General features: G+C 67.1%; 24 protein-coding genes. 6 read left to right on the forward strand and 18 right to left on the reverse strand.

Annotated elements, in window-relative coordinates; all coding sequences use genetic code 11:
* Positions 1-12 precede the first annotated feature (12 nt).
* Positions 13-1,188, reverse strand: a complete 1,176-nt coding sequence (gene smeD, locus ACQG3P_RS15610; RefSeq protein ID WP_426805572.1) for a multidrug efflux RND transporter periplasmic adaptor subunit SmeD — start codon at positions 1,186-1,188, stop codon at positions 13-15.
* 160 nt (positions 1,189-1,348) lie between these two features.
* Between smeD and ACQG3P_RS15615 the strand changes: the two genes are divergently transcribed.
* Positions 1,349-2,017 carry a TetR family transcriptional regulator gene (locus ACQG3P_RS15615; RefSeq protein ID WP_217535733.1) on the forward strand — a complete coding sequence of 223 codons (669 nt, stop codon included), beginning with the start codon at positions 1,349-1,351 and terminating at the stop codon, positions 2,015-2,017.
* A 424-nt stretch (positions 2,018-2,441) separates the two neighbouring features.
* Here ACQG3P_RS15615 and hslU read toward each other — a convergent pair whose 3' ends face one another.
* The 8 genes from hslU to ACQG3P_RS15655 all read right to left on the reverse strand — a co-directional run bounded on the left by hslU (position 2,442) and on the right by ACQG3P_RS15655 (position 10,063).
* A complete protein-coding gene (gene hslU / locus ACQG3P_RS15620; RefSeq protein WP_095362980.1) occupies positions 2,442-3,815 on the reverse strand; it encodes an ATP-dependent protease ATPase subunit HslU in 1,374 nt (457 codons plus the stop codon).
* A gap of 245 nt (positions 3,816-4,060) precedes the next feature.
* The gene (hslV, locus tag ACQG3P_RS15625; protein ID WP_017356659.1) at positions 4,061-4,612 is read right to left on the reverse strand and encodes an ATP-dependent protease subunit HslV; all 552 of its coding nucleotides are present in this window, start codon (positions 4,610-4,612) and stop codon (positions 4,061-4,063) included.
* A gap of 91 nt (positions 4,613-4,703) precedes the next feature.
* Positions 4,704-5,594 carry a tyrosine recombinase XerC gene (gene xerC, locus ACQG3P_RS15630; protein ID WP_068854062.1) on the reverse strand — a complete coding sequence of 297 codons (891 nt, stop codon included), beginning with the start codon at positions 5,592-5,594 and terminating at the stop codon, positions 4,704-4,706.
* A 22-nt stretch (positions 5,595-5,616) separates the two neighbouring features.
* On the reverse strand, positions 5,617-6,294 hold the full coding sequence (locus tag ACQG3P_RS15635; RefSeq protein WP_068854063.1) for a DUF484 family protein: 678 nt from the start codon (positions 6,292-6,294) through the stop codon (positions 5,617-5,619).
* Entirely contained in the window at positions 6,291-7,142 is an 852-nt protein-coding gene (gene dapF / locus ACQG3P_RS15640) for a diaminopimelate epimerase (RefSeq protein ID WP_426805573.1), read from the reverse strand. Before dapF ends, ACQG3P_RS15635 begins: the two co-directional genes overlap by 4 nt.
* Complete coding sequence (gene lptM / locus ACQG3P_RS15645) at positions 7,135-7,380, reverse strand: LPS translocon maturation chaperone LptM (protein WP_068854065.1); 246 nt, start codon at positions 7,378-7,380, stop codon at positions 7,135-7,137. The genes dapF and lptM overlap by 8 nt, the downstream gene beginning before the upstream one ends.
* Positions 7,381-7,507: 127 nt before the next feature.
* Positions 7,508-7,924: a YbaN family protein gene (locus ACQG3P_RS15650; protein ID WP_426805574.1), complete on the reverse strand. Its 417-nt coding sequence runs from the start codon at positions 7,922-7,924 to the stop codon at positions 7,508-7,510.
* A 57-nt stretch (positions 7,925-7,981) separates the two neighbouring features.
* Entirely contained in the window at positions 7,982-10,063 is a 2,082-nt protein-coding gene (locus ACQG3P_RS15655) for a S9 family peptidase (protein ID WP_426805575.1), read from the reverse strand.
* 133 nt (positions 10,064-10,196) lie between these two features.
* Here ACQG3P_RS15655 and ACQG3P_RS15660 point away from each other — a divergent pair, with 133 nt between their 5' ends.
* Positions 10,197-11,384, forward strand: coding sequence for a pyridoxal phosphate-dependent aminotransferase (locus ACQG3P_RS15660; protein WP_426805576.1), 1,188 nt, complete (start codon positions 10,197-10,199; stop codon positions 11,382-11,384).
* Positions 11,385-11,519: 135 nt separating this feature from the next.
* Here ACQG3P_RS15660 and ACQG3P_RS15665 read toward each other — a convergent pair whose 3' ends face one another.
* Both ACQG3P_RS15665 and ACQG3P_RS15670 read right to left on the reverse strand, forming a co-directional pair.
* Positions 11,520-13,613, reverse strand: coding sequence for a prolyl oligopeptidase family serine peptidase (locus ACQG3P_RS15665; RefSeq protein WP_426805577.1), 2,094 nt, complete (start codon positions 13,611-13,613; stop codon positions 11,520-11,522).
* 34 nt (positions 13,614-13,647) lie between these two features.
* Positions 13,648-14,004, reverse strand: a complete 357-nt coding sequence (locus tag ACQG3P_RS15670) for a hypothetical protein (RefSeq protein ID WP_093533995.1) — start codon at positions 14,002-14,004, stop codon at positions 13,648-13,650.
* Between the two features lie 164 nt (positions 14,005-14,168).
* On the opposite strand from ACQG3P_RS15670, the gene ACQG3P_RS15675 reads away from it, so the two are divergent.
* Positions 14,169-14,771, forward strand: coding sequence for a lipocalin family protein (locus tag ACQG3P_RS15675; RefSeq protein WP_184125697.1), 603 nt, complete (start codon positions 14,169-14,171; stop codon positions 14,769-14,771).
* Here the strand turns inward: ACQG3P_RS15675 and ACQG3P_RS15680 are convergent, their stop codons facing one another.
* The 5 genes from ACQG3P_RS15680 to ACQG3P_RS15700 all read right to left on the reverse strand — a co-directional run bounded on the left by ACQG3P_RS15680 (position 14,772) and on the right by ACQG3P_RS15700 (position 18,219).
* Entirely contained in the window at positions 14,772-15,074 is a 303-nt protein-coding gene (locus ACQG3P_RS15680; RefSeq protein WP_095363104.1) for a HigA family addiction module antitoxin, read from the reverse strand.
* An 11-nt stretch (positions 15,075-15,085) separates the two neighbouring features.
* Positions 15,086-15,364, reverse strand: a complete 279-nt coding sequence (locus ACQG3P_RS15685) for a type II toxin-antitoxin system RelE/ParE family toxin (protein ID WP_068854073.1) — start codon at positions 15,362-15,364, stop codon at positions 15,086-15,088.
* Positions 15,365-15,496: 132 nt separating this feature from the next.
* Positions 15,497-16,186, reverse strand: coding sequence for a methionine ABC transporter permease (locus ACQG3P_RS15690; RefSeq protein WP_217535714.1), 690 nt, complete (start codon positions 16,184-16,186; stop codon positions 15,497-15,499).
* Entirely contained in the window at positions 16,183-17,190 is a 1,008-nt protein-coding gene (locus tag ACQG3P_RS15695) for a methionine ABC transporter ATP-binding protein (RefSeq protein WP_426805578.1), read from the reverse strand. Before ACQG3P_RS15695 ends, ACQG3P_RS15690 begins: the two co-directional genes overlap by 4 nt.
* 132 nt (positions 17,191-17,322) lie before the next feature.
* The gene (locus tag ACQG3P_RS15700; protein ID WP_095362990.1) at positions 17,323-18,219 is read right to left on the reverse strand and encodes a DMT family transporter; all 897 of its coding nucleotides are present in this window, start codon (positions 18,217-18,219) and stop codon (positions 17,323-17,325) included.
* Between the two features lie 79 nt (positions 18,220-18,298).
* On the opposite strand from ACQG3P_RS15700, the gene ACQG3P_RS15705 reads away from it, so the two are divergent.
* From ACQG3P_RS15705 to ACQG3P_RS15715, 3 genes are read left to right on the forward strand one after another with little or no spacing between them, the layout of a single operon-like run.
* Complete coding sequence (locus ACQG3P_RS15705) at positions 18,299-18,781, forward strand: YajQ family cyclic di-GMP-binding protein (protein ID WP_095362991.1); 483 nt, start codon at positions 18,299-18,301, stop codon at positions 18,779-18,781.
* Between the two features lie 6 nt (positions 18,782-18,787).
* Positions 18,788-19,381, forward strand: coding sequence for a DUF1415 domain-containing protein (locus ACQG3P_RS15710; protein WP_095362992.1), 594 nt, complete (start codon positions 18,788-18,790; stop codon positions 19,379-19,381).
* Entirely contained in the window at positions 19,372-20,175 is an 804-nt protein-coding gene (locus ACQG3P_RS15715; RefSeq protein WP_184125699.1) for an SDR family oxidoreductase, read from the forward strand. Before ACQG3P_RS15710 ends, ACQG3P_RS15715 begins: the two co-directional genes overlap by 10 nt.
* A 119-nt stretch (positions 20,176-20,294) precedes the next feature.
* Here the strand turns inward: ACQG3P_RS15715 and ACQG3P_RS15720 are convergent, their stop codons facing one another.
* Together ACQG3P_RS15720 and ACQG3P_RS15725 are read right to left on the reverse strand one after the other, a co-directional pair.
* On the reverse strand, positions 20,295-22,325 hold the full coding sequence (locus tag ACQG3P_RS15720) for a M3 family metallopeptidase (RefSeq protein WP_426805579.1): 2,031 nt from the start codon (positions 22,323-22,325) through the stop codon (positions 20,295-20,297).
* A 116-nt stretch (positions 22,326-22,441) separates the two neighbouring features.
* Complete coding sequence (locus tag ACQG3P_RS15725) at positions 22,442-23,554, reverse strand: PLP-dependent cysteine synthase family protein (RefSeq protein WP_093534005.1); 1,113 nt, start codon at positions 23,552-23,554, stop codon at positions 22,442-22,444.
* Positions 23,555-23,589: the final 35 nt, after the last annotated feature.

Consider the following 23,589-nt stretch of genomic DNA (forward strand, 5'->3'; position numbering starts at 1 on the left):
GGAATTCTCCGCTTACTGCTTGTCGGCCGCGGCCGCCGGCGTTGCCGGCCTGGCCGGTGCGGCGCCCATCTCGGTGGCCTGCACGGGCATGCCCGGCTGGATCTTCTGCAGGCCTTCAACGATGACCTTGTCGCCGGGCTTCAGGCCGTCTTCGACCAGCCACTTGCTGCCCAGCGCGCGGCTGACCTTGACCGGGCGCACTTCGACCTTGTTGTCCTTGCCGACCACCATGGCGCTGGTGTCGCCCTTGGCGTCGCGGGCGATGCCCTGCATGGGCACCAGCAGCGCGTTGTCGCGCACGCCACTACCGACCACGGCACGCACGTACATGCCGGGCATCAGCACCTGGTCGGGGTTGGCGACCTTGACCCGCAGCGCGTAGCTGCCGGTGGCGGGGTCGACGCTGACTTCGGAGAATTCCAGGGTGCCCTTGTGGTCGAACTCGGTGCCGTCGTCGAGCAGTACGGTCACCGGCAGGCTCTGGTTGTCCTGCAGGCGGCCACTGGCCAGTTCGCGGCGCAGCTGCAGCAGTTCGCTGGCCGACTGGGTCAGGTCGACGTAGATCGGGTCGAGCTGCTGCACCGTGGCCAATGCGTCGGCCTGGCCGGCGCTGACCAGCGCGCCCTGGGTGACGCTGGACTTGCCGATGCGGCCACTGATCGGTGCGGTGATCCGGGCGAAGCCCAAGGTGACGTTGGCCGCGTCCAGGGCGGCCTTGGCGGCGCCGACATCGGCTTCGGCCTGTTTCTGGGCGGCCACGGCGTTTTCCAGGTCCTGCTTGCTGACTGCATCGACCTTGGCCAGCTCGGTGATGCGCTTGGCGCTCAGGCGGGCGGCGTTGGCGGTGGCTTCGGCGCGGGCCAGCTGGGCGCGGGCACTGTTGGCGTCGGCGCGGTAGCTGGCGTCATCGACCTGGTACAGCGGCTGGCCGGCGTTGACCAGGCCGCCCTCGGTGAACAGCCGCTTGGCGACGATGCCACTGACCTGCGGGCGCACTTCGGCGACCAGGAAGGCATTGGTGCGGCCGGGCAGCTCGCGGGTGAGGCCGACCTGTTCGGCCTTCAGGGTGGCCACGGTGACCTGCCCCGGCCCGCCTTGCGGACCCTCTTCACCTCCCCCGCCGCAGGCGGACACGGTCAGGGCGATCGCGAGGGACAGCGCGAGAAGACGGTACGGGGTACGGGACATGGGAGGCTCGCAGCAGGAACGGGAATGGGGGTGGCCGGGCCCGCGCGGGTACGCGCACGCCTCACCGGATAGCAGTGGGGCGTAAATATACATACATGCATGTTTGTTTGTAAACGGGTACAATTCAGGCCGGTTTCATCCAGCACGTGCACACAGCGCCATGGCCAGAAAAACCAAAGAAGCGGCGCAGGCCACCCGGGAAGGCATCCTGGATGCGGCCCAGAGCTGCTTCCACGAATTCGGGGTCGCCAACACCAGCCTGGCGATGATCGGCGAGCGCGCGGGCTATACCCGCGGCGCGGTGTATTGGCATTTCAAGAACAAGACCGAAGTGCTGACGGCGATGATCGACCGCGAGCGGGTGCCGTTCATCGAGCGGCTGCGGCGGACGACCTCGTCACGGCGCAACACGCCGGTACTGGACCTGCGCTCGGCGCTGTTGGTCTCCTTCCGGGAACTGGCCACGGACGAGCGGTTGCGCAACATGATGGAGATCATGCTGCGCAACGATCTTTCGGTGGAAAGCCAGGCGATGCAGCAGCTGCAGCTGGAGGCGTCACGTGAGGAGCTGGCGATTTTCAGCGCGGCATTCGAGCGCGCGCGCGAGCTGGGGCAACTGCGCGAGGGCGTGGACGTGGACACGGTAGCCCGCATCATCAGCACCAGCCTGACCGGCGTGCTGTACAGCGCGATGCTGGAACCGGAACTGTTCGAGCTGCAGCGCGACGGCACCCAGACCCTGGACGCCGTTTTCGGCGCCTTCGTAAATCCCGGCGTATTCGTACCGGGCGCCCCACCCGAAGCCCTGCCGACCGACGACGAGGCGTGATTGGTCCGATGTCGCCCGTGTGCCGGCGACAAGGGTGACTGCTGGGTGGTTTCGGTCTGGGTTTACACCCGGACGCATGAATCCGACCGGTCACGTCACCGGCTCCGGACATTCGGGCCGCGCTGCGCGCGGTGTCCGGCCAACGGCCGGGGCTACGAATTTCTACGGGGCCATTGGGATCGGGATCAATCAACCATCGGCGTCGGCTGGCATATCCAGATCTCCGGACGTTACGTAACAACTCGTAGCCCCGGCCGTTGGCCGGACACCGCGCGTAGCGCGGCCCAACCGTCCGAAGGCGTTTGCGCGACGATCACGGCCAACATTCCGGCGTTTAGAGGTTCCGAAGCCGCCCATCAGGCGCCATGACGTTCGAGCGAAGAGCAGCCGGGCAAAGCCCGGCTCTGCCTCGTTGACCCGCCGCTTACAGGATGTACCGGCTCAGGTCCGGATCCTTTACCAGCTCGCCCAGGTGCTTGTCGACGTAGGCCGCATCGATGGCCAGGGTTTCGCCATCGCGGTCCGGAGCTTCGTAGCTCAGCGAATCCAGCAGGCGTTCCAACACGGTGTGCAGGCGGCGGGCGCCGATGTTCTCCTGGCGTTCGTTGACCTGGAACGCGATTTCGGCGAGGCGATCCACGGCGTCTTCGGTGAAGTTCACGGTCACGCCTTCGGTGGCCAGCAGCGCTTCGTACTGCTTGGTCAGCGCGGCCTTGGGCTCGGTCAGGATGCGGACGAAATCCTGCTTGCTCAGGGCACCCAGTTCCACGCGGATCGGGAAGCGGCCCTGCAGTTCGGGAATCAGGTCGCTCGGCTTGGCCAGGTGGAACGCGCCGGAGGCGATGAACAGGATGTGGTCGGTTTTGACCGTGCCGTACTTGGTGGACACGTTGGAGCCTTCCACCAGCGGCAGCAGGTCGCGCTGCACGCCTTCGCGGGAGACATCGCCGCCGCCGACGTTGTCGCCGCGCTTGGCGACCTTGTCGATCTCGTCGATGAAGACGATGCCGTGCTGTTCGCAGGCTTCGATCGCGGCGCTGCGGATGTCGTCTTCGTTGACCAGCTTGCCGGCTTCCTCTTCCACCAGCAACGGGCGCGCGGCCTTGATGGTGACGGTGCGCTTCTGCGCCTTGCCGCCCCCCAGGCTGGAGAACATCTGGCGCAGCTGCTGGCCCATTTCCTCCATGCCCGGCGGGGTCATGATGTCCACGCCGATGTTGGCGGCCACTTCCAGTTCGATCTCGCGCTCGTCCAGCTCGCCGTTGCGCAGCATGCGGCGGAACTTGATGCGGGTTTCGTTGTCCTGGGCGGAGGGTTCGTTGCGGGCGGCTTCCGGATCAAAGCCGATGCCGCCGGCACGACGCGGCAGCAGTGCGTCAAGGATGCGGTCTTCGGCACGCTCTTCGGCCTGGTTGCGCACGCGCACCTTGGCCATTTCGCGGTACAGCTTGACGGCGGTATCGGCCAGGTCGCGGATGATCTGTTCGACGTCCTTGCCGACGTAGCCGACTTCGGTGAAGCGGGTGGCTTCCACCTTGACGAACGGGGCCTTGGCCAAGGTGGCCAGGCGGCGTGCGATTTCGGTCTTGCCGACGCCGGTCGGGCCGATCATCAGGATGTTCTTGGGCATCACTTCATCGCGCAGCTCGGCCGGCAGCTGCATGCGCCGCCAGCGGTTGCGCAGGGCGATGGCCACGGCGCGCTTGGCGTCGTGCTGGCCGACGATGTGGCGGTCCAGCTCCTGCACGATTTCGCGCGGGGTCATGGTGGCGGAGGATGATTCGTTGTTATGCGGCATGGGTGCGCTCACAAAAAATTCTGGGGAAAATGGCAGGGCTGTCCGGGCCTGCGACACTGACGTAACGGTGAGGTAGAGCCGGCTGGTAGAGCCGACCGGTAGAGCCGACTGTTAGTCGGCTGCTGATCCATGCTGCCGACTAACAGTCGGCACTACTGCTGATCCATGCTGCCGACTAACAGTCGGCACTACGGCTGATCAATGCTGCCGACTGACAGTCGGCACTACCGATCTGACCCGCAGGGTCAAAGCTCCTCGACCACCACGTTGCGGTTGGTGTAGATGCAGATGTCGCCGGCGATGTTGATCGATTCGGTGGCGATGGTGCGCGCATCCAGTTCGGTGTGCGCCAGCAGTGCGCGCGCGGCGGACAAGGCGTAGGAACCGCCGGAGCCGATCGCGATGATGCCGTCTTCCGGTTCGATAACGTCACCGGTGCCGCTGATGATCAGCGAGGTGTCCTTGTCGGCCACGGCGAGCAGGGCTTCAAGCTTGCCCAGGCGGCGTTCGGTACGCCAATCCTTGGCCAGCTCCACGGCGGCACGCTGCAGTTGGCCGTGCTTTTCCAGCTTGGCTTCAAACAGCTCGAACAGGGTGAAGGCGTCGGCGGCGGCACCGGCGAATCCGGCCAGCACCTGGCCCTCGCGGCCCAGGCGGCGCACCTTGCGCGCGTTGCCCTTCATGACGGTGTGGCCGAGGGTGACCTGGCCATCGCCGGCGACGGCGACATGACCGTTGCGGCGCACCGAAATGATGGTGGTGGCGTGAAACACGTTGGGGTTCTGACTGGGGTCCATGGAGCCTCCGGGGTGACAAGAACAGAGGTGGGGCCACCGGCCGATCCTTCAAGCCGCCCTGCCCTGCGCCCGGGTGACGCAGTGGTCCGGTTCAGCTTTCGTTGTCACCGGTGCGCCGCTTTGCCCGTGGGTGCGCGGCGTCGTAGACCTTGGCCAGGTGCTGGAAATCCAGGTGGGTGTAGATCTGCGTGGTGGCAATATCAGCATGGCCCAGCAGCTCCTGCACGCCGCGCAGGTCACCGGAAGATTCGAGGATATGGCTGGCGAAACTGTGCCGCAGCATGTGCGGGTGCACGTGCTTGAACAGGCCCTGGCGCTGGGCCAGCTGGCGGATGCGGATCTGCACGGCGCGCTGGGTGATCGGCCCGCCCTTGCGCCCGGGGAACACCGGCTGCGCATCGCCGCCGCCGCTCTCCGCACGCCATCCCAGCAGCGCCTCGCGCGCGTGCGAACCAAACGGCACGCGACGCTGGCGATTGCCCTTGCCGAGCACGTTGACCAGACCGGTGGCGAAATCCAGGTCACGCCAGATCAGGGCGCACAGTTCACTCAAACGCAGGCCGGAGGAATAGAACAGTTCGAGCAGCGCGCGGTCGCGCAGACCGAGCGGTGCATCGGTGGGCAGTTCCACCAGGCGCACCGCTTCGTCGGCATCGAGCACCTGCGGCAATTTGCGCGGCGCCTTCGGGGCTTTCAGGCCGGCAGCGGGACTGACTGCGATGCGGTGGTGCTTGAGCAGCCACGCGTAGAAACTGCGGCAGGCCGACAGCCGGCGCTGCAGTGATTTTGGCGCCAGCCCGCGGCGGTGTTCGGCCGCGATGAACTGGCGCAGCTGCGCGCCATCAAGCCCTTCCGCGCTGCCCTCCTGCTGGGTCGCCCAGGCATCGAGCGCGGCCAGGTCACGGCGGTAGGCATCCAGCGTGTGCGCTGACGCGCGGCGCTCCACCTGCAGGTACCCGAGGAAATCCTGGACGGCGTTCATGCGGGATGCCGCCGGCGCGGTCTCAGGCCGGGTCGAAGCGCTTGAGGGCCACGGCCAGCGCCTCGCCCATCATGCGCAGGAACAGCGTGCCCATGCCCGGGTAGAAGCGGTTGCCATCATGGCTGCCCACCGCGATCAGGCCCACGCCCGGCAACGGCAGCAATGCGCTGGACTGCACTTCATCCACGCGCCCGCCGTACAGCACCGTGTTCTTCTCCGGCTGCAGGCGGCCGCAGATCGGCTCGCCATCCTTCAGGCAATCGCGGAACGAGGCCAGCAGCGGGCTGCCTTCTTCGATCACCTGCAGCCACGGCGCCTGCTCCAGGCCCTGCACCGGGTGCAATACCACCAGCCGCACCAGGTCACCAGCGAAGTCTTCCTCCAGCGAGGCGGCCATGGCGCGCAGGGTATCGGCGGCGCTGTCCTGCTTCATCAGTGCCAGCGTGAGCTGGTGGGTGCGCACGGCCAGGCGTTCGTTGACCTGCGCGTTGGCCGCCAGGTCGGCCAGCCGGCGCGACAGCTCGCGGTTCTTGTCGCGCAGCACTTCCAGCTGGTAGCTGGCCAGCGACGCGGTGGGGCCATCGTCGCGCGGCACCACCAGGGTCAAGGCCAGGTCCGGGAACTGCTTCAGGAACGCCGGGTGCCGGCGCAGCCACGCGGCGACTTCATGTGCGCCGATCTTCTCGATGGTGTCGCTCATGCGTTCCACTCCCCTTCGAAGACGAATGCAGCCGGTCCGGACATGACCACCTGGGCGTCGTCGGCCGGCCAACGCAGGCGCAGATCGCCACCTGGCAGCGACACCGTGGCGTCGCGCTGCAGGCGGCCGCGCTGCATCATCACCACGGCGGCGGCGCAGGCGCCACTGCCGCAGGCCAGCGTTTCGCCGACGCCGCGTTCGAACACGCGCAGGCGCGCATGCTGTGGATCGATCACCTGCACGAAGCCGACATTGACCGACTGCGGGAAGGTCGCGTGCTGCTGCAGCAGGGGGCCCAGCCGTTCGACCGGTGCGGCGTCGACCAGGCCGACTTCGATCACGGCATGCGGGTTGCCCATGGAGACCGCGCCAAAGCGCACGGTATCGCCCTGCAGCGGCAGCAGGTATTCCTCGCGCGCACGGGCAAAGCCCAGCAACGGCACCTGGTCCGGTTCGAAGCGCGGCACGCCCATGGCCACCGCGTAGTGATCGGCGCCGATACGTTCAATGGCGTGGGTGGCCAGCGGGCTGTCGATGTTGAAACGTTCGCCCTGCGCCGCACCATCGCGCACCAGCCAGGCCGCGACGCAGCGCGCGCCGTTGCCGCACTGTTCGGACTGCGAGCCGTCCGAATTCCAGATGCGGTAGGCCGCAACCGAGCCGTCCGCGCGCGGCGGTTCGATGGTCAGGATCTGGTCGCAGCCGACGCCGGTGTGGCGGTTGGCCAGCTGGGCCGCCAATGCCGGGGTGGGTGCAGGGGTACCGTCGCGCAGGTCGAGCACGACGAAGTCGTTACCCGCGCCGTGCATCTTGCTGAAGCGCAGCGCGGTGGAGGTGGCCTTACTCATTCCCGTCGTCGGAGTTGAGCTGCGGGTCGACCGGATCGGGCACGACCGGCGGATCGTCGGTGGCGTTGGTGTCTTCCGGTACCGCCTCGGCATCGGCGGCCGGCTCGACGGCCTGCTCTTCGACCGGCACCGGCTTCTGCGGCATGACCAGCGGGCCCTTGTTGCCACAGGCCGAAAGGAACAGCAGCGCCAGCGCTGCCAACGGAATCAGGATGCGATTGCGATGGGGGATGCTCATGGCCCGAGTATAGCGGCGCGCGAAAGGACAGGTGTGCCGATTCAATGAACGCCCAGATGGGACCGGTGCGCCCGGACCGGTGACTGCCGCCGCGGGTAGCGCCGGCCATTGGCCGGCCCAGGCAGTGCTAGGGCGGCAACGGCCGAGTCCACAGCCACGCCGCCACCACCGTCATGCAGCCGATCGACAGCCACTTCACCCAGTCGATCGGCACGCACCACAGCATGATGCCGGCGCACACCGCCATGGTCAGGGTGGCCATCCACTTGCCCTTGCGGCTGACCGCGCCATGGGCCTGCCAGTTGCCGATGGCCGGGCCGAACCGTGGGTGCTGCAGCAGCCAGGTGTGCAGGCGCTCGGAACCGCGTGAGGCGGCCCAGGCCGAAATCAGGATGAATACCGTGGTCGGCAGGCCGGGCACGAAGATGCCGACGATGCCGGTGCCCAGGCTGGCATAGGCAAGCAACCACCAGGCCCAGCGGAAGCGCACCGGTGGCCGCGCAGGCGCGGCATCGGGGTGCTCGGGGCGTTCGGGCAGGGTCATGCCGTGAGGATAGCGAGGCCCGGCGCCGACCGCGATGGTCGGCGCCGGCACGCAGCGTTACGGCGCCGTATCGATGCCCAGCTGGTAGAGCACGAACGCATACGACTCGGCCAGCTCCAGGTAACGCTGGAAGCGGCCGGACTTGCCGCCGTGGCCGGCTTCCATGTTCGTGCGGAACACGATCGGCGCGGTGCCGGTGTTGTCGTCGCGCAGGCGCGCCACCCACTTGGCCGGCTCCCAGTACTGCACCTGCGAATCCCACAACCCGGTGCCGACGAACAGCGACGGGTAGGCCTGGCGCTGCACGTTGTCATACGGGGAATAACCCAGCATGTAGTCGTAGTACTCGCGGTTTTCCGGGTTGCCCCACTCGTCGTATTCGTTGGTGGTGAGCGGGATGCTGGCATCCAGCATGGTGGTCACCACGTCCACGAACGGCACCTGTGCCACCATCACCCGGTAATCCTGCGGGGCCTGGTTGGCCACCGCACCCATCAGCAGGCCGCCGGCGCTGCCACCGGATGCGGCCACCCGGTCCTTGGCGGCATAGCCCTGCCGGACCAGTTCGCGGGTGACATCGACGAAGTCGTTGAAGGTGTTCTGCTTCTTCAACAGCTTGCCGTCCTCGTACCAGGCGCGGCCCATTTCCTCGCCGCCGCGGATGTGCGCGATGGCATACACCACGCCGCGATCGAGCAGGCTGACCACGGTCTGGTTGAAACCCGGGTCCATCGACATGCCATAGCTGCCGTAGGCGTACTGATACAGCGCGCCCGTGCCGTCCTTCCTGAAACCGTTGCGGTAGACCAGCGACACCGGCACCTTGGCGCCGTCACGCGCGGTCACCCACACCCGTTCGGTGGTGTACTGCGCCGGGTCATAGCCGATCACCGGCTGCTGCTTGAGCTGGCGGCGCTCGCCGGTGGTGGTGTTGAGCTCGTAGGTGGTGGTCGGCGTGGTCAGCGAGGTGTAGGCATAGCGCAGCCACGGCGTATCCGCTTCGGGATTGGCGGCCAGGCCCATGGAATACGCCGGCTCGTCGGCCTTGACGTAGTCCTGGCGCCCATCGGCGAACAGCAGGCGCACCCGCTCCAGCGCGTTGGAGCGCTCGGCGATCGCGGTGAAGCCGTCGAACAATTCGAAGCCCTCCACCAGCACGTTGTCATCGTGCGCCACCCAGTCGGTCCACTGGCTGCGTGCGGTGGCATCGGTGGGCGCGGTGACGATCTTGAAGTTCTTCGCACCGGCATCGTTGGTGCGGATCACCCAGCGCCCACCGAAATGGTCGGCGTCGTATTCCACATCGCGCGCACGTGGCGCCAGCACCGTGAACTGCTGCGGGTTGGCGGCGGGTGCGTAGCGGCTTTCCGAGCTGACGGTGCTGTGCAGGTCGATGGTGATGAAGCGGTCGTCACGGGTGCGGCCCACGCCCATGTAGAAGCTGTCGTCCGCTTCCTCGTACACCAGCACGTCGCTGCGGGTCGGGGTACCCAGCACGTGCTTCTTCACCCGCACGGTGAGCAGGGTTTCCGGGTCGTTTTCCACGTAGAACAGCGTGCGGTTGTCGTCGGCCCAGACCACGTTGGCGGAGACATTCTCAATGCGGTCCGGCAGCACCTCACCGGTGCGCAGGTCCTTGAAACGGATCACATACTGGCGGCGGCCCACGTCATCCTCGGCCCAGGCCAGCAGGTGGTTGTCCTGGCTGACGTCGGCATCGCCCACGTCGAAGTAGCCCTTGCCTTCAGCCATCACGTTGAGGTCGAGCAGGATTTCTTCCGGCGCGTCCATGCTGCCCTTGCGGCGCGCCTGGATCGGGTAGTCCTTGCCGGTTTCGTAGCGGCTGTAATACCAGTAGCCGCGCTCGCGCGCCGGCACGCTGGCATCGTCCTGCTTGATGCGGCCGACGATTTCCTTGTACAGGGTGTCCTGCAGCGGCTTGAGCGGGGCCATCACCTGGTCGGTGTAGGCGTTCTCCGCATTCAGATAGGCAAGCATGGCCGGCGCTTCGCGCTTGTCGTCCCGCAGCCAGTAGTAATCGTCATTGCGGGTCGCACCGAACGGAGTGGTGACCGCGTGCGGATGCTTCTCGGCGTCGGGTGGGGTCAGCGCGGGGGCGGCATGCACGGAAGCGGTCATCAGGGTGGCAACCAGAAAAGGAATGGGGGATTTCACGAGATAGGGCTCCTTGCCAGTGAATGCAATGGTGGCCAGTCTGGCGGCGTGGCGGCACCCACGGCAAGCGCGCAGGCCCTCGCCTATCATGGGCTGCATGAGCACCCGCATCCCCACGGCCGGCTACAGCCGCCGCAGCCAGGAAATCGAACCCTTCCACGTGATGTCCCTGCTGGCCCGCGCGCAGGCGTTGGAACAGGCCGGCCATGATGTGATCCACCTGGAAATCGGCGAGCCGGACTTCACCACGGCCGCGACCATCGTGCAGGCCGGCCAGGCCGCGCTGGCCGCCGGGCATACCCGCTACACCGCCGCGCGCGGGCTGCCGGCCCTGCGTGCGGCCATCGCCGGGTTCTACGGCACCCGCTACAACCTGGACCTGGACCCGGAGCGGATCCTGGTCACCCCGGGCGGCTCGGGCGCGCTGTTGCTGGCCAGCAGCCTGCTGGTCGATCCCGACCGCCATTGGCTGCTGGCCGACCCGGGCTACCCGTGCAACCGCCATTTCCTGCGGCTGGTGGAAGGCGCGGCGCAACTGGTGCCGGTGGGGCCGCACACCGCCTACCAGTTGACCCCATCCCTGGTGGACACCCATTGGAATGCCGCCAGCGTCGGTGCGCTGGTGGCGTCTCCAGCCAACCCGACCGGTACGGTGTTGTCGTCGGCGCAGTTGGCTGCGCTGTCGCAGTCGTTGAAGGCGCGTGGCGGCCACCTGGTGGTGGATGAGATCTACCACGGCCTCACCTACGGCATGGATGCGCCCAGCGTGCTGCAGGTCGACGACGAGGCGTTCGTGCTCAACAGCTTCTCCAAGTACTTCGGCATGACCGGCTGGCGGCTGGGCTGGCTGGTGGCACCGCCGCAGGCCGTGGCGGACCTGGAGAAGCTGGCTCAGAACCTGTACATCAGCGCCTCCAGCATCGCCCAGCATGCCGCGCTGGCCTGCTTCGAGCCGGACACCATCGCCGTCTTCGAGCAGCGCCGCCACGCCTTCCAGGCACGTCGCGACTACCTGCTGCCCGCCCTGCGGGCCTTGGGCTTCCGCATCGAGGTCGAACCGGAAGGCGCGTTCTATCTCTATTGCGACGTGAGCGGGTTCACCGATGACGCGCAGGCCTTCTGCGCGCACTTCCTGGAAACCGAGCACGTGGCATTCACCCCGGGCCTGGATTTCGGGCATTACCGCGCCAACCAGCACGTGCGGCTGGCCTATACGCAGGAAATTCCGCGATTGGAGGAAGCCGTGGCACGGATCCCGCGCGGCCTGGAAACCTGGAAGGGCTGAAAAAAAACGCCGCGCATCACGCGCGGCGTTCCAAAGGGGTGGAGCCAACCAGACGCCCCACCACCCGGAGGCGTGCACCGACCAACGGTCGGTGGCTACCGAGGGTCGGTGCCGACCGTTGGTCGGCACACCTTCTTATTTCAACCGTTCCCACAGGAAGCTGTAGGCCAGCGCCGACATGTGCGCGGCCTGCGCATTGTTCGCCGCGCCGCCGTGGCCGCCTTCGATGTTCTCGTAGTAGGTCACGTCCTTGCCCGCCTCGATCATCTTCGCCGCCATCTTGCGGGCATGGCCCGGGTGGACGCGGTCGTCACGGGTCGAGGTGGTGAACAGCACCGGAGGATACGTCTTCTTCGGATCGAACAGGTGGTACGGCGAGAAGGTTTGAATGTACGCCCAGTCGGCGGTGTCGGGGTTGCCGTATTCGGCCATCCACGAGGCGCCGGCCAGCAGGTGGCTGTAGCGCTTCATGTCCAGCAGCGGCACCTGCACCACCACCGCCCCGAACAGTTCCGGGTACTGGGTGAGCATGTTGCCGGTGAGCAGGCCACCGTTGCTGCCGCCCTGCACGCCCAGGTGCCGGGGCGAGGTGATCTTCCGGCTCACCAGGTCGCGGGCGACTGCGGCCATGTCCTCATACGCCTTGTGCCGGTTCTGCTTCAGCGCCGCCTGGTGCCAGCGCGGGCCGTACTCGCCACCGCCACGGATGTTGGCCACCACGTACACGCCGCCCTTTTCCAGCCAGGCGCGGCCCATGCCGCCGGAGTACGACGGGGTCAGCGAGATCTCGAAGCCGCCGTAACCGTACAGCAGGGTCGGGTTGGACCCGTCCAGCTTCATGTCCTTGGCATGCACCACGAAGTACGGCACGCGGGTGCCGTCCTTGCTGGTGGCGAAGTGCTGCTCGATCACCTTGCCTTCGGCATCGAAGAACGCCGGCATGGTCTTGAGCACTTCCGGCTGCTTGCCGATCTCAGCCAGCGCCAGGGTGGTCGGGGTCAGGTAGTCGGTGACGGTCATCCACACCGCATCGCTTTCGTCGGCATCCACCGCGCCTACCGCCACGGTGCCGAACGAGGGCGCGCCGGTGAAGTCGCTCTTCTTCCAGCCCTCGGCTGACGGCGTCAGCACCTGCAGGCGGCTCTTGACGTCATCCAGCACGTTGAGCACCAGGTGGTTCTTCGTCCAGCTCGAGCCGGCCAGCGAGGTGGTCGCGGTGGGGGCGAACAGCACCTCGAAGTCGCGCTTGCCGGCAATGAAGTCGTCCAGCTTGGTGATCAGCAACGAACCGGCGGCATAGGTCTTGCCACCCACCGTCCACGGATCGCGCAGCTCCAGGGTGAGCCACTGCTTGCGCAGGCCTTTTTCGGCCGAGTTCGGCGCATCGATCCTGGTCAGCGTGCCATCGTCGGCGCGCAGGTAGATCTCGTTGTTGTAGAAGGCCAGCGTGCGGCTGACCAGGTTGCGCTCATAGCCGGGCGTATCGTCGTGCATCGCCGCGATGTACATGTCATCGGGCTTGCCTTCGTAGACCACGCTGGCCGCCGACAGCGGCGTGCCGCGCTTCCACAGCTTGGCCACCCGCGGGTAGCCGGAGGTGGTCATGCTGTCCTTGCCGAAATCGGTGTAGACGAACACGGTGTCGCGGTCGATCCAGCCCAGCCCGCCCTTGGATTCGGGACGGAAGAAGCCGTCCTTGATCCAGCGCTTGTTGGCCAGGTCGAATTCGCGGGTCACGTCGGCATCGGCGCCACCGCGCGACAGCGCGACGAGGCAGCGGGTGTACTCCGGGCGCAGGCATTCGGCACCGTGCCATACCCAGTTCTCGCCTTCGGCCTTGTTCAGCGCGTCCAGGTCGAGCACGGTCTCCCACTTCGGGGCCGGCTTGCGGTACTCATCCAGCGTGGTGCGCCGCCACAGGCCGCGCTCGTGCTGCTTGTCCTTCCAGAAGTTGTAGTAGTACTCGCCGATCTTCTGCACGCCGGGAATCTTGGCATCCGAATCGAGCACCTCGCGGATGCTGGCTTCCATCTGCTTGAAGGCCGGGGTCTGGGCCAGGCGGCCTTCGGACTTGGCGTTCTGCTGCTTGACCCAGTCCAAGGACGTGTCGCCGGTGACATCTTCCAGCCAGGCGTAGGGATCGGCAGGGGTCTCAGCGGCCATCGCGGTTCCAGCGGCACCAGCAGAGAACAGGCCTGCCATCAGGCAGGCAGAGGCGAGTCGTGACATTGCGGCTCCAGGCGGTCATATCCCCCCGACGCTATCACACGGCCTGCCCCGCTCCCCCCTGTCGAAGGTCAGGGCGAAGGCGGGGAGCCGCGCGGCGGACCCGGCGCCGCGCCTGCGGGCCGCGCCGGCGGCGTGCCTGCCAGGCCAACAGCGACGTCGGCAGGCGGAAGCGGTACAGGCTCCACCACGCCAGGCACGGCATGCCGACCAGCCACATCGGCAACCACCCCACCCATTCACTGCTGCCACGCGCGGCCGGCCACACCAGCACCACGGCCAAGCCGGCCAATGCCACCTGGCGAACGCCCCGCAGGATGCGGGGATCGGGGGCCTGCAGGGCACGGGTGCCAGGCTGCGGGGTGCGGGAACGGCGCGAAGACGACAGGGTCATGACAGGGCTCCATGCGAAAGTGATGCGTCACCTTGCCGCGCTGCCATCTCACAGGCTGCGACCTTCGCATTCCCGCCATTGACGTTCTCTTCCGTCCCACCCACCATGCCTGCAGCCACGCTGACCGACCCATGGCCTGTACCACCACTGGAGCTTTTCGCCGCATGTCTTCGAACCGCCCGCTTCGCGTTGTCCTGCTGCTGTCGACGCTTTCGCTGCTGTCCGCCTGTGCGTTCGGCGACAGCAAGCCGACCCCGGTGCCGACGGTCAGCACCCCGGCCAGCGCCCCGATCGACCTGCAGAAGTTCATGGGTACCTGGTACGTCATCGGCCGCGTGCCGAACCCGGTCGAGCGTGGCCACGTGGCCAGCGTGAACCAGTACACGCTGCGCGGCGACCAGAAGGTCTCGATCACCTATCGGTTCCGCGACGGTTTCTCGCAGCCGCAGCAGGAGCTGACCGTGCGTGCCTCGGTGGACGAGGAGAGCGGCAACCACAACTGGCGCACCTGGTTCTACAAGGTGGTGCCGACCCATACCCGCGTACTGGAAGTGGCGCCGGACTATTCGTGGGCGATGCTGGGGTACCCGGGCCGCGAGATGGCCTGGATCTTCGCGCGCAAGCCGGACATGGACAAGGACCTGTACAAGGAACTGGCCACCCGCCTGCGCGACCAGTACGGGGTCAACACCGACAAGCTCAAGCGCGTGCCGCAGCACCCCGAGCAGGTGGACCGCCTGGGCTACGAGGTTCCGAACGTAAGGTGATCAGGCCGCAACGCGCGGCATGACCCTGCGTTCGATGTCCTGCCACGTAGACAGGGTCTTGAGGTCGTATTCGGCCTGCAGTGCGAGCCACGAGGCGGCGTCACCGCCGAAATGGCGCGCCAGCCGGGCCGCCGTATCCGCGGTGACGCCCCGGGTTTCATGCACGATGGCATGCAGCCGGGTGGCCGGCACGTCCAGGGCACGCGCGAGCGCATTGATGCTCAGCTCGAGCGGCACCATGAATTCCTCCCGCAGGATTTCGCCCGGGTGGATGGCCCTCAGTTTGTTGGCGGCACGGCTCATGGTCGGCATCCTCAGTGGTAATCAACGATTTCGACATGGCACGGACCTGCATCCGTCCAGGTGAAACACACGCGCCATTGGACATTGATGCGGATGCTGAACTGCCCTCGTCGTTCGCCCGCCAGCGCTTCAAGACGGTTGCCGGGCGGACTGCGCAGGAACTGCAGGGTCTGCGCCGCGTCCAGCATCTGCAGCTTGCGCTCGGCAACCGCCTGGATGCTGCGGAACCGTCGCGGGCATCGGCCTTCGAACAGGGCAAGCGTATGGCGGCAGCGGAAGGACTGGATCATTCCGTTTAGCGTAATACGCTGAACGGAATATAGCACAGACGCAGATCACGCAATGCCGACGCGGTCGAACGTCGGATCAATCCGATCGCCGGTTCGTATCGCCAGGCTCAATGATTGCGCCAGGTGCACCCCTTACTTGCGCGAATACCGCCCCACCAGCCAGTCACCCAGCATCTGCAGCAGTTGGACCAGCACCAGCAGCAGCACCACGGTGACCAGGGCCACATCGGTGTGCGAGCGCTGGTAGCCGTCGCGGAAGGCCAGGTCGCCCAACCCACCTGAGCCGATCGCGCCGCCCATGGCGGTGAAGCCGATCAGCGCGATCACCGTGACGGTGGCACCGGCAATGAGGCCCGGCCGTGCTTCGGGCAGCAGCACCCGGCTGACCAGCTGCCAGGTGGTGGCGCCCATCGCCTGGCTGGCTTCGATCACGCCGCGGTCCACTTCGCGCAGCGCGGTTTCCACCAGGCGCGCGTAGAACGGCGCGGCACCGATGACCAGCGGCACGATCGCGCCGCGTACGCCGAGCGAGGTGCCCATCATCCACAGCGTGATCGGAATCAGCACGATCATCAGGATGATGAAAGGCACCGAGCGCAGCAGGTTGACCAGCAGCGCCAGCCCGCCATACAGCACCGGCTTGCGGTGCAGCTGCGGCGAACCGGTCAGGAACAGCAGCACGCCCAGCGGCAGGCCGATGGCCAGCGTGAGCGGCAGCGAGCCGGCCAGCATCAGCAGGGTGTCGACGGTGGCCTGGCCGATATCGGCCCATTTGGCCGCATCGAGGTGGCGGAAAAACCCGCCCGCAGTAGCGATGATCATCGGCGCAGCTCCTCCAGGTGGACACCGGCCGCAACGAAACCAGCCTGCGCGGCCTGCACGTCGCCGCCCACCAGCGACACCGTCAGCTGGCCATACGGGGTGTCTTTGATCCGGTCGATGCGGCCGGACAGGATGTTGTAGTCCACCCCCGTCTCGCGGGCGATGCGGCCCAGCACCGGCTCATAGGTATCGGTACCGAGGAAGGTCAGGCGCACGATGCGCCCGGCCACGGCGTCGAAATCCTTGTGCAGCTCGCCTTCGTCGACCTGCTCGGATTCGTTGACGAAGCGGCGGGTGGTCGGGTGCTGCGGGTGCAGGAACACCTCGGTGACCGGCCCGGTTTCCACCAGGTGGCCAGCATCCAACACGGCCACGCGGTCGCAGACGCGGCGGATCACATCCATCTCGTGGGTGATCAGCACGATGGTCAGGCCCAGCTCGCGGTTGATCCGGCCCAGCAGCTTCAGCACCGAGGCGGTGGTCTGCGGGTCGAGCGCGCTGGTCGCTTCGTCGCACAGCAGGATCTGCGGGCGGGTGGCCAGGGCGCGGGCGATGCCGACGCGCTGCTTCTGGCCGCCGGACAGCTGTGCCGGATACTTGTTGGCGTGCGCCTCCAGGCCCACGGTATGCAGCAGTTCGCTCACCCGGGCGTCGATGTCCGCACGCGGGGTGCCGGCCAGCTCCAGCGGGAAGGCCACGTTGGCCGCCACCGTGCGCGAGGACAGCAGGTTGAAGTGCTGGAAGATCATGCCGATCTTCCGGCGCAGCGCACGCAGGCCGTCGGTGTCCAGCGCGGTGACGTCCTCGCCGTTGATCAGCAGGCGGCCACCGGTGGGTTCTTCGAGCCGGTTGATCAGCCGGATCAGGGTCGATTTGCCCGCGCCGGAATGGCCGATGATGCCGAACACTTCGCCGGCCTCGATGGTCAGGTCGAGCGGCTGCAGCGCGGCGATCGCGCGGCCGCCGACGGCATAGGATTTGTGCAGGCGCTGGAACTCGATCACTTCGCGGTCAACCGGGGCATCGACGGGAGGGGGCGTGCAGCCTACCAGCGCGGGACGGCCCTGGCCCGCGCGGCAGCAGCGAATCATATTCCGTTTGATTATAAGGCGGCGTCATCGCCCGCCCGGCGGCGCTCAGGGATGGTCCAGCGGCTGCGGCGCCCGCACCTGGCGGACCCGCTCGCGGTGCAGCAGGTACAGCCCGGAGGCCACGATGATCGCCGCGCCCAGCCAGGTGAAGCGGTCCGGCAGCACGCCCCAGAACAACAGGTCCCAGCCGATCACCCAGACCAGCCCGGTGTACTCCAGCGGGGCGATCAGCGAGGCCTCGCCCAGCTGGAAGGCCCGCGTGAGCGCCACCTGGCCACCCGCCCCCGCCAAGCCCATGCCGGCGATCAGCCAGCCATGGCGCAGCTGCAGCGGCTGCCAGTCCGGGATCGCCAGCAACCCGGCGCCCAGCGCCAGGATCACCAGGAACCAGACCACCATCGACTGCGGCGTATCGGTGCGGGTCAGCATGCTGACGGTGATCGCCGCCACCGCATAGGCGGTGGCGGCCAGCAGCACCATCAGGCCCGGAATGGAAATGAAGCCATCCACGCCGGGACGCAGAACCACCAGCACTCCGACCAGGCCGATGCCGATGGCGATCCAGCGGCGCGGCCCGACGTATTCACCGAGCAGCGGCACCGACAGCGCGGCGATCAGCAGCGGCGCGACGAAATAGATGGTGTAGGCGGTGGACAGCGGCAGGCTGCGCAGGGCGAACACGAAGCACCCGATCATGGCCATGCCGAGCAGCCCGCGCAGGAGGTGCAGGCCCCACCGCACCGGGATCAGCGAGCGCGGGCCGGCCGTGGCCAGCACCCAGACCAGCACGAACGGCAGCGACGCCGCGCCACGCAGGAAGGTGACCTGCAGCGTCGGGTAGCTGGAGGAGAGCTGCTTCATGCCCGCATCCATCAGCGAGAAGCAGGCCACCGCCATGAGCATCCAGGCGACGGCACGGGTGGGGGTGCGTTGGGATTCCATGGCCCATTATCACCGCCCTTGCCGGGACGTCCATGCGGGGGTTGTTAGAATGGCGGCTTCACCTGCAGGAGTTTGCCCTATGCCCTCTTTTGACGTCGTTTCCGAAGTCGACATCCACGAACTGACCAACGCGGTCGACCAGGCCAACCGGGAGCTGTCCACCCGCTTCGATTTCAAGGGCGTGGATGCCAAGTTCGTGCTGGAAGACAGCGTCATCAGCCAGTCCGCGCCCAGCGACTTCCAGCTGCAGCAGATGACCGACATCCTGCGCCAGCGCCTGACCGCGCGGAAGATCGACGCTGCCTGCCTGGAATTCGGCGATATCGAAACCAACCTCGCCGGCGCCCGCCAGAAGATCACCGTGAAGCAGGGCATCGAACAGAAGGTCGCCAAGAAGATCGCTGCGGCAATCAAGGAAGCCAAGCTCAAGGTCGACAGCCAGATCAACGGCGACAAGCTGCGCGTGACCGGCAAGAAGCGCGACGACCTGCAGGACGTGATGGCCCTGCTGAAAAAGGGAACGTTCGAGGTACCTCTGCAGTTCGACAATTTCCGCGACTGATTGCCCATGAATGACATGCCCCTCATCGCCGACACCGCGCCGGACGGCAGCGATCCCATCGCGGAAACCCGGCGTTGGCTGGAGCAGATCGTCATCGGCCTGAACCTGTGTCCGTTCGCCAAGGCCGTGTACGTGAAGGACCAGGTGCGCTTCGTGCTCAGCGACGCCACCACCGTCGAAGCGCTGGTGGAAGAACTCGCCGAAGAGCTGGTGCTGCTGCGCGACACCCCGGCCGAGCAGATCGACACCACGCTGATCGTGCACCCGGACGTGCTGACCGATTTCCTGGATTACAACGACTTCCTCGACAACGCCGATGCCGCGATCGAAGCCTTGGACCTGCAGGGCATCCTGCAGGTAGCCAGCTTCCACCCGCAGTACCAGTTCGCCGGGGTCGCGCCGGATGACGTGAGCAACTACACCAACCGCGCGCCCTACCCGACCCTGCACCTGCTGCGCGAAGACAGCGTGGAACGCGCCGTGGCCGCCTTCCCGGACCCGGACGTGATCGTCGAGCGCAACATCGAAACGCTGGACAAGCTGGGCATCGAAGGCTGGACCCGACTGCTCGGCCGCAAGGACACCCCCCGGTGCCACTGACCCCCGCCATCACCGACTGGCCCGCACAACCGCTGCGCGACCGCGTGGTGATCGTCACCGGTGGCGCGCAGGGCGTGGGCCGGGGCATCGCGCAGGCGGTACTGGGCGCCGGCGGCAGCGTGATGATCGCCGACCTGGACGCCGACGCCGGCCGCGCCTGCCTGAAGGAATGGGCACTGCCGGAGCGCGCCGCGTTCCAGCGCGCGGATGTCGCCAGCGAACGCAGCGTGCAGGCGCTGGTCAAGGCAACGCTGAAGCGTTTCGGGCGGATTGATGGGCTGGTCAACAACGCCGGGATCGCCAGCGCGCATGGCACCCCGCTGGCGGAGATGACCCTGGCCGAATGGCAGCGCCGCCTGTCCAGCCTGCACGGCGCGTTCCTGTGCAGCAAGCACGCACTGCCGGCGCTGCGCGCGCAGGCCGGCGGGTCAATCATCAACATCGCCTCCACCCGCGCCTGGCAGTCCGAGCCGGACAGCGAAGCCTATGCGGCGGCGAAGGGTGGGCTGGTGGCGTTTACCCACGCGCTGGCGATCAGCAGCGGGCCGTTGGTGCGGGTCAACAGCATCAGCCCCGGCTGGATCACCACCGATGCGTGGCAGGCCCCGGCTCGGCGGCGCACGCCGAAGCTGTCGCGCCGCGACCACGCGCAGCATGCGGTGGGGCGTGTCGGCCAGCCGGAAGACATCGGCGCGCTCGCGGTGTTCCTGCTCTCGGACCTGTCCGGCTTCATCACCGGACAGGACCACATCGTCGATGGCGGCATGAGCCGCACGATGATCTACGCCGAGTGATTCACCGCCGTGCCGACCAACGGTCGGCACCTACCCGGATCCATGGTACGTGCGGACCAACGGTCGGCACCCGCCCCGAATCACCGGTAGGTACCGACCGTTGGTCGGTACCCATCGCATCAACCGGCCATGCCGTTGTGGCGCAGCAACGCGTCCACGTTCGGCGCACGCCCGCGGAACGCGGCGAAATTCTCCGCTGCACTCCGGCTGCCGCCCCGCGACAACACTTCATCGCGGAAGCGCCTGCCCGTTTCGGCCACCTGCTCCGGCGCTTCCTCGAATGCGGCGTACGCATCGGCGCTGAGCACCTCGGCCCACTTGTAGCTGTAGTAGCCCGCCGCATACCCACCCGCGAAAATGTGGCTGAACTGGTGCGGGAAGCGGTTCCATTCCGGCGGGCGGTTGACCGCCACTTCGTCGCGCACGCGTTCCAGCAGTTGCAGCACGCTGTCCTGCACCGGATCGAAACTGCTGTGCAGCTGCATGTCGAACAGTGCGAACTCCAGCTGGCGCACGGTGAACATGCCGCTCTGGAAGTTGCGCGCGGCCAGCATCCGGTCAAACAGCGCGCGCGGCAGCGGCTCGCCGCTGTCCACATGCGCGGTCATGGCCTGCACGCGGTCCCATTCCCAGCAGAAATTCTCCATGAACTGGCTGGGCAGCTCCACCGCATCCCATTCCACGCCATTGATGCCGGCCACGCCCAGCTCGCCGATGCGGGTCAGCAGCTGGTGCAGGCCATGGCCCATTTCATGGAACAGCGTGGTCACCTCGTCGTGGCTGAAGGTCGAGGCCTTGTCATCGGCTCCCTTGCCGAAGTTGCACACCAGATACACCAGCGGCGTCTGCACGCCCTGCGCGGTATCACGGCGGTTGCGGCAGTCGTCCATCCACGCGCCGCCGCGCTTGCCTTCGCGCGCGTACAGGTCCAGGTAGAACTGGCCGACCAGCGCGCCCTGCGCATCGACCAGGCGGAAGAAGCGCACGTCCGGATGCCACACCGACGCCTGGTCGGGCTGCACCTGCAGGCCATAAAGGCCGTGGATGACGCTGAACAAACCCTCCAGCACCTTCGGCTCGGTGAAGTACTGCTTCACTTCCTGCTCGGAATAGCTGTAACGCGCCTGCTTCAGTTTCTCGGAGGCAAAGGCGAGGTCCCACGCTTCCAACGCAGGCAGGCCCAGTTCGTCGCGTGCGAATGCGTCCAGCTCGGCGCGGTCGCGCTGCGCATAGGGCTTGGCACGCCCGGCCAGATCTCGCAGGAAACCCAGCACCTGCGGCGCGTCGTCGGCCATCTTGGTGGCGATGGAGTACTCGGCGTAGTTGGCAAAGCCCAGCAGGGTCGCCAGCTCGGCGCGCAGCGCCAGCACGCGATCGATGTGCGCGCTGTTGTCCAGCTTGGGATCGCCGAACTCGGAGGCGCGCAGCGCGTTGGCGCGGTACAGCGTCTCACGCAGCGGGCGGTGTTCTGCATAGGTCTGCACTGGCAGGTAGCACGGCATCTGCAGGGTCAGCTTCCAGCCTGGAAGACCGTCCTTCTCCGCGGCGGCGCGCGCAGCGGCGACCACGTCATCGGGCAGGCCGGCCAGTTCGCTGCGGTCTTCCACGTGCAGCGACCACGCATCGGTAGCATCGAGCACGTTCTGCGAGAAGGTGGCCGACAGCGCCGACAGTTCTTCGCGGATCGCGCTGTAACGCGCCTTGCCGGCCTCGTCCAGTTCGGCGCCACCCAGGCGGAAATCGCGCAGTGCGTTGTCCAGCACCTTGCGCCGCGCCGGGTCGTACTGCGTCGCTTCCGGCGTGGCGGCCAGCGCGCGGTACTGCTCGAACAGCGCCAGGTTCTGGCCGAGCGCGCTGCCAAAGCGGGTCACCTTCGGCAGGTTGCTGTTGTAGGCCTCGCGCAGCGCCGGGGTGTTCACCACCGCCTGCAGGTGGCCGACCTGGCCCCAGGCGCGCCACAGGCGTTCGGTGGCATCGTCCAGCGGCTCGACGAAGCTGGCCCAGCTGACCGGCTGCACGGTTTCGGCGGCTTTCACCGCCGCTTCGGCCTGCGCCAGCAAGGTGTCGATGGCCGGCCCGATGTGCTCGGGCTGGATCGCATCGAAACGGGGCAGGCCGGAAAAATCGAGCAGGGGATTGGCAGGGGTCACAGGGGTCTCCAGACAGCGGGCCGGCACGCCGGCGTTTCCCACGATATGGCACCGGACCCGGCGCTGCACAAGCCCCGCCGGCCACGGGTTCGTGGCCGTTCACCCGCCTGCGGTGCTCAGTACAGGGCTTCCAGCGCGGCGTTGGGCAGCTCCGGCAGGCCCTGCCCGGCAACGGCCGCCGCGATCACCGCATCGGCCTGCTCCACGTCGATGCCCTGCCGCGGGTACCAGTCCGGGTTGTAGTAGCTGTGCGCATAGCGTTCGCCGCTGTCGCACAGGATCGTCACGATCGAGCCGCTGCGGCCGGCCGCGCGCATGCGTTCGGCCGCGTGCAGCACGCCGATGAAGTTTGTGCCGGTGGAGCCGCCGACCCGGCGCCCCAGCTGGCGGCTCACATGGCGCATGGCGGCCAGGCTCAGCGCATCGGGCACCTTGACCATCGCATCCACGCTGGTCGGGATGAAGCTCGATTCCACTCGTGGGCGGCCGATGCCTTCCACCCGCGAACCACCGCTGCAGGTGAGCTCGCGCCACGGTTCACCGGCCAGGGCCGCGCGGTAGCCGTCGAAGAACACCGACACTTCCGGGTCCGCGCACAGGATGCGGGTGTCGTGCCGGCGGTAGCTGACATAACGGCCCAGCGTGGCGGCGGTACCGCCGGTGCCGGGGCTGCACACGATCCATTCCGGCACCGGATGCGGCTCTTCGGCCATCTGCTTGAAGATGGATTCGGCGATGTTGTTGTTGGCACGCCAGTCGGTGGCGCGCTCGGCGTAGGTGAACTGGTCCATGAAGTGGCCGCCGGTTTCGCGGGCCAGCTTTTCCGAATCGCAGTTCAGGTCGCAGGCGCGCTCCACCAGGTGGCAGCGCCCGCCATGGAATTCGATGGCGGCGATCTTTTCCGGCGAGGTGGTGGCCGGCATCACGGCAATGAATGGCAGGCCCAGCAGGCGCGCGAAGTAGGCTTCGGACACCGCGGTTGAGCCGCTGGACGCCTCGATCACCGGGCGCCCTTCGCGCAGCCAGCCGTTGGCCAGTGCGTACAGGAACAGCGAGCGCGCCAGGCGGTGCTTCAGGCTGCCGGTGGGATGGCTGGATTCATCCTTGAAGTACAGCTCGATGCCCGGGTGGCCCGGCAGGTCCATCGGAATGAGGTGGGTATCGGCCGAACGGTTGAAATCGGCTTCGATCTTGCGGATGGCGGCGGCCACCCATTCACGCTGCGACATGTCGACGACGGGCCAGGAAGATGCAGCATTCTACG

The sequence above is a fragment of the Stenotrophomonas sp. SrG genome, assembly GCF_050031795.1.
GTDB lineage: Bacteria > Pseudomonadota > Gammaproteobacteria > Xanthomonadales > Xanthomonadaceae > Stenotrophomonas > Stenotrophomonas rhizophila_A.

Coding starts and splice junctions, on each gene's coding strand:
- ACQG3P_RS15700 (WP_095362990.1), bottom strand. CDS start 18,219: ATGGAATCCCAACGCACCCCCACCCGTGCCGTCGCCTGGATGCTCATG.
- ACQG3P_RS15670 (WP_093533995.1), bottom strand. CDS start 14,004: ATGACCCTGTCGTCTTCGCGCCGTTCCCGCACCCCGCAGCCTGGCACC.
- ACQG3P_RS15710 (WP_095362992.1), top strand. CDS start 18,788: ATGAATGACATGCCCCTCATCGCCGACACCGCGCCGGACGGCAGCGAT.
- ACQG3P_RS15655 (WP_426805575.1), bottom strand. CDS start 10,063: ATGACCGCTTCCGTGCATGCCGCCCCCGCGCTGACCCCACCCGACGCC.
- ACQG3P_RS15615 (WP_217535733.1), top strand. CDS start 1,349: ATGGCCAGAAAAACCAAAGAAGCGGCGCAGGCCACCCGGGAAGGCATC.
- lptM (WP_068854065.1), bottom strand. CDS start 7,380: ATGAGCATCCCCCATCGCAATCGCATCCTGATTCCGTTGGCAGCGCTG.
- ACQG3P_RS15690 (WP_217535714.1), bottom strand. CDS start 16,186: ATGATCATCGCTACTGCGGGCGGGTTTTTCCGCCACCTCGATGCGGCC.
- ACQG3P_RS15725 (WP_093534005.1), bottom strand. CDS start 23,554: ATGTCGCAGCGTGAATGGGTGGCCGCCGCCATCCGCAAGATCGAAGCC.
- ACQG3P_RS15685 (WP_068854073.1), bottom strand. CDS start 15,364: ATGATCCAGTCCTTCCGCTGCCGCCATACGCTTGCCCTGTTCGAAGGC.
- ACQG3P_RS15705 (WP_095362991.1), top strand. CDS start 18,299: ATGCCCTCTTTTGACGTCGTTTCCGAAGTCGACATCCACGAACTGACC.
- ACQG3P_RS15675 (WP_184125697.1), top strand. CDS start 14,169: ATGTCTTCGAACCGCCCGCTTCGCGTTGTCCTGCTGCTGTCGACGCTT.
- smeD (WP_426805572.1), bottom strand. CDS start 1,188: ATGTCCCGTACCCCGTACCGTCTTCTCGCGCTGTCCCTCGCGATCGCC.
- ACQG3P_RS15650 (WP_426805574.1), bottom strand. CDS start 7,924: ATGACCCTGCCCGAACGCCCCGAGCACCCCGATGCCGCGCCTGCGCGG.
- ACQG3P_RS15660 (WP_426805576.1), top strand. CDS start 10,197: ATGAGCACCCGCATCCCCACGGCCGGCTACAGCCGCCGCAGCCAGGAA.
- dapF (WP_426805573.1), bottom strand. CDS start 7,142: ATGAGTAAGGCCACCTCCACCGCGCTGCGCTTCAGCAAGATGCACGGC.
- hslU (WP_095362980.1), bottom strand. CDS start 3,815: ATGCCGCATAACAACGAATCATCCTCCGCCACCATGACCCCGCGCGAA.
- hslV (WP_017356659.1), bottom strand. CDS start 4,612: ATGGACCCCAGTCAGAACCCCAACGTGTTTCACGCCACCACCATCATT.
- ACQG3P_RS15665 (WP_426805577.1), bottom strand. CDS start 13,613: ATGTCACGACTCGCCTCTGCCTGCCTGATGGCAGGCCTGTTCTCTGCT.
- ACQG3P_RS15680 (WP_095363104.1), bottom strand. CDS start 15,074: ATGAGCCGTGCCGCCAACAAACTGAGGGCCATCCACCCGGGCGAAATC.
- xerC (WP_068854062.1), bottom strand. CDS start 5,594: ATGAACGCCGTCCAGGATTTCCTCGGGTACCTGCAGGTGGAGCGCCGC.
- ACQG3P_RS15635 (WP_068854063.1), bottom strand. CDS start 6,294: ATGAGCGACACCATCGAGAAGATCGGCGCACATGAAGTCGCCGCGTGG.